Raw genomic sequence first — 3,013 nt, forward strand, 5'->3', positions numbered from 1 at the left:
TATGTACAGCAACAATATCTTCCCGATAAACTTACAAAAGCAACTTATTACCGTCCAACGAATAACGGATATGAGCAGAATATCAATGAAATGAAAAATAAACGTAAAAAATAATTATTTTCCGTTGATAGCTATTGACAATGTGGTGAGAATCTGTTATTTTAATAATAGATAAAACACATATACTTAATAGGAAATGCATAAACACTGTATGTTTCAACCACATTAGCAGTAAGACTATAATGATAAGGGGAAATGATTATGAGAAAGGTTTATTTTGATCATTCGGCAACGACACCGACAGCTCCGGAAGTTGCTTCTCTGATGGTAGAATATATGACGACCCATTACGGTAATCCGTCGAGTGTACACAGCTTCGGTCGTGAAACGAAAAAGGCGCTTATCAAGGCGCGTGCACAGGTAGCTGACCTGATTGGCGCGAATCCGCTTGAGATCCTCTTCACAAGTGGTGGTACCGAGGCGGACAACATCGCGATCCGTGGTGTAGCCAAAGCGAATAAAAAACGCGGCAATCACATCATCACGACGCAGATCGAGCACCATGCTGTACTGCACGCGTGCGAAGCGCTTGAGAAAGAAGGTTTCCGCGTAACGTATGTACCTGTCGATGAATATGCGCGCGTGAATCCGAAGGATATCGAAGACGCGATTTGCGACGATACGATCTTAATTAGTGTGATGTTCGCCAATAATGAAGTCGGTACACTTCAACCGATCAAGGAGATCGGCAAGATCGCCAAAGAACGCGGCATCTATTTCCATACGGATGCGGTGCAGGCGGTCGGCAACTATCCGATCGATGTGAACGAATATGGGATCGACCTCTTGACGATGTCGGCGCATAAATTCCATGGGCCGAAAGGAGTTGGAGCGCTCTATATCAGAAAAGGCGTGAAGATCAGACCGATCTCGTTTGGTGGTGCGCAAGAGCGTACGCTTCGTCCGGGTACAGAAAACATTCCGGGTATCATCGGTCTTGGTAAGGCGGCTGAGATCGCCAAAAGAGAGCTAGAGGGTAAGATCGCGCACGTACAAAGACTTCGCGACAGACTTTTGGCAGGTATCCCGGAGCGGATTGACGAAGCAAAGCTCAACGGACATCCGACAGAGCGTATGCCGGGCAATGTAAACTTCAGTTTCCGTTATATCGAAGGAGAGGCACTCCTTCTCAACCTTGACTTGAGAGGTATTGCAGGGTCGAGTGGTTCGGCTTGTACGTCAGGTTCACTTGATCCGTCGCACGTTCTCTTGGCGATGGGAATCTCGCATGAGATCGCACACGGTTCGCTCCGACTTAGCTTGGGGCGCGATAATACAGACGAAGATGTGGACTACTGTTTGGAAGTGTTGCCCGAGATCGTGGCAAGACTGAGAAGCATGTCGCCACTCTACAACGGTAATAAGGAGGCATAACGTATGTATACAGATAAAGTAATGGATCATTTCACGAATCCACGCAATGTAGGAGAAATAAAAGACGCAAGCGGTGTCGGTGAAGTCGGCAACGCAAAATGCGGTGATATTATGAGAATCTATCTTGATATCGAAGATGGTCGTATCAAAGATGTCAAGTTCAAAACGTTCGGCTGTGGTGCGGCGATCGCGACGAGCAGCATGGTGACAGAGCTTGTTATGGGCAAAACGCTCGAAGAAGCATTAGAAGTAACGAACAACACAGTAGCAGAAGCGCTTGACGGACTTCCGCCGGCGAAGATGCACTGTTCGAACTTGGCGGCAGATGCGATGCATGCAGCAATTCAAGATTATATGAAAAAAGAGAAAGTGCAGGCATAAACGATGAAAAAGCAACGCGTTGTAGTTGCGATGAGCGGAGGAGTGGACAGTTCTTTAACTGCCGCTCTTTTGCTGCGTCAAGGCTACGAAGTAATCGGCGTGACGATGCGCCTTTGGAATGACCCGACGTTACCGAAAACAGAAGAAGACTCGTCCAAGCGAGCTGTCGATGATGCGAAAGCCGTTGCCGATGCACTCGGCATTGAGCTTCATGTCGTAGACTATTACGATCTGTTTGCAGAGAAGATCGTTTCGTATTTTATTCGTGAATATCAGCGTGCGAGAACACCGAATCCTTGTATCGTTTGCAATCAGGAGTTGAAGTTCGGCGCACTTCTTGCCAAAGCACGCGAGCTCGGTGCGGATTATCTTGCAACAGGACATTATGCGCAGATCACGTACGATGAAGCACGTGATGAATATTTTCTCAAAAAAGGTCTCGATCCGAAAAAAGATCAGTCATATGTACTATATCATATGAAACAGGATGTGCTCAGACAGTTCTTGTTTCCGCTCGGTGGTATGGAAAAGAATGAAACGCGTCGCTTGGCAGAAGAGATGGCGCTTCCTGTTGCGCATAAAAAGGAAAGTCAGGATATCTGTTTTATTCCCGACAATGATTACAAGGGCTTCTTGGAACGTCATTGTCCGAAGATGTTCCGCGCAGGGAAGATCATTGATATGAAAGGCAATGTACTTGGTAAGCATAACGGATTGGCTCGCTATACGATCGGTCAGCGCAAAGGGCTCGGTCTGGTAGCACCGCATCCGCTCTATGTTGTCGGCATGGATCAAAAGACGAATACATTGTTCGTTGGTGAGAATAAGGACTTATTTATCCATGACTTGATCGCAGAAGATGTGTCGTTCGTGGCAAAAGAATCTCCGACGGAGCCGTTTGTGGCAGAAGCGAAGATACGCTATGCCGCACCGCCTGCTCGGGCTCGTATCACACCGATGAAGAATGGTCGTGCGCTCGTATCGTTCGACGAACCGCAACGTGCGATGACACCGGGACAGTCGGTCGTATTCTACGATGGTGATACTGTTCTTGGCGGCGGTATTATCCGCGAACCGATCCGCGAAGAAAAATAAACATAGCATAAGAGAATGTTACCCTATTTGCCAAGACGACAAATAGGGTGATTATTTTTTTTAACTAGTTTAGAAAGATAATTGTTTTCAATTAACGTAAAAA

Annotated in this window: 4 protein-coding genes; all 4 read left to right on the forward strand. The window is 46.8% G+C overall.

Going from position 1 to position 3,013, the window contains the following annotated elements; all coding sequences use genetic code 11:
• Positions 1 to 114 (forward strand): hypothetical protein (locus IJN28_07505; GenBank protein MBQ6713613.1); only part of this gene is annotated, 114 nt, incomplete at its 5' end.
• Between the two features lie 147 nt (positions 115 to 261).
• Positions 262 to 1,434 (forward strand): cysteine desulfurase NifS, encoded by a 1,173-nt coding sequence (gene nifS / locus IJN28_07510; protein MBQ6713614.1) that lies wholly within the window; start codon positions 262 to 264, stop codon positions 1,432 to 1,434.
• 3 nt (positions 1,435 to 1,437) lie between these two features.
• Positions 1,438 to 1,815: a Fe-S cluster assembly scaffold protein NifU gene (gene nifU / locus IJN28_07515; GenBank protein ID MBQ6713615.1), complete on the forward strand. Its 378-nt coding sequence runs from the start codon at positions 1,438 to 1,440 to the stop codon at positions 1,813 to 1,815.
• 3 nt (positions 1,816 to 1,818) lie between these two features.
• Complete coding sequence (mnmA, locus tag IJN28_07520; GenBank protein ID MBQ6713616.1) at positions 1,819 to 2,910, forward strand: tRNA 2-thiouridine(34) synthase MnmA; 1,092 nt, start codon at positions 1,819 to 1,821, stop codon at positions 2,908 to 2,910.
• Positions 2,911 to 3,013 lie beyond the last annotated feature (103 nt).

This window comes from Selenomonadales bacterium, from assembly GCA_017442105.1.
Taxonomy (GTDB): domain Bacteria; phylum Bacillota; class Negativicutes; order RGIG982; family RGIG982; genus RGIG982.

Coding starts and splice junctions, on each gene's coding strand:
- nifS (MBQ6713614.1), top strand. CDS start 262: ATGAGAAAGGTTTATTTTGATCATTCGGCAACGACACCGACAGCTCCG.
- nifU (MBQ6713615.1), top strand. CDS start 1,438: ATGTATACAGATAAAGTAATGGATCATTTCACGAATCCACGCAATGTA.
- mnmA (MBQ6713616.1), top strand. CDS start 1,819: ATGAAAAAGCAACGCGTTGTAGTTGCGATGAGCGGAGGAGTGGACAGT.